The 595-nt window shown below is 67.7% G+C and carries 1 protein-coding gene; it reads right to left on the bottom strand.

What is annotated here, in order from left to right:
- A partial coding sequence (locus tag AWB80_RS45420; RefSeq protein WP_208635782.1) for a hypothetical protein occupies positions 1-595 on the bottom strand: 595 nt, incomplete at both ends.

Below are 595 nucleotides of genomic sequence, written 5' to 3'. Positions count from 1 at the left end.
CGGCCGGCATGAGCTCGCTGTCGAGCTCGACCTCGGCTGCGATCAGCTCGCTGTCCACGGGCGTGAGCTCGCTGTCGGCTGGCGTGAGCTCGCTGTCGACGGGCCTGAACTCGCTGTCGAGCTCGACCTCCACGGGCATCAGCTCGCTCTCCGCTGGCGTGAGCTCGCTGTCGACGGGTCTGAACTCGCTGTCGACGTCGACTTCCACGGGCATCAGCTCGCTGTCGAGCGGCGTGAGCTCGCTGTCGACGGGTCTGAACTCGCTGTCGACCTCCACCTCCACGGGCATCAGCTCGTTGTCGGCAGGCGTGAGCTCGCTCTCCGCAGGCGTGAGTTCGCTCTCCGCTGGCGTGAGCTCGCTGTCGACGGGTCTGAACTCGCTGTCGACGTCCACCTCCACGGGCATCAGCTCGTTGTCGGCTGGCGTGAGCTCGCTCTCCGCCGGCGTGAGCTCGCTGTCGACGGGTCTGAACTCGCTGTCGACGTCCACCTCGACGGGCATCAGCTCGCTGTCGGCAGGCGTGAGCTCGCTCTCCGCCGGTGTGAGCTCGCTGTCCACGGGCCTGAACTCGCTGTCGGTGTCGACCTCCACGGG

The sequence above is a fragment of the Caballeronia pedi genome, assembly GCF_001544915.2.
GTDB lineage: Bacteria > Pseudomonadota > Gammaproteobacteria > Burkholderiales > Burkholderiaceae > Caballeronia > Caballeronia pedi.
This window is presented reverse-complemented; position numbering and strand designations above follow the sequence as displayed.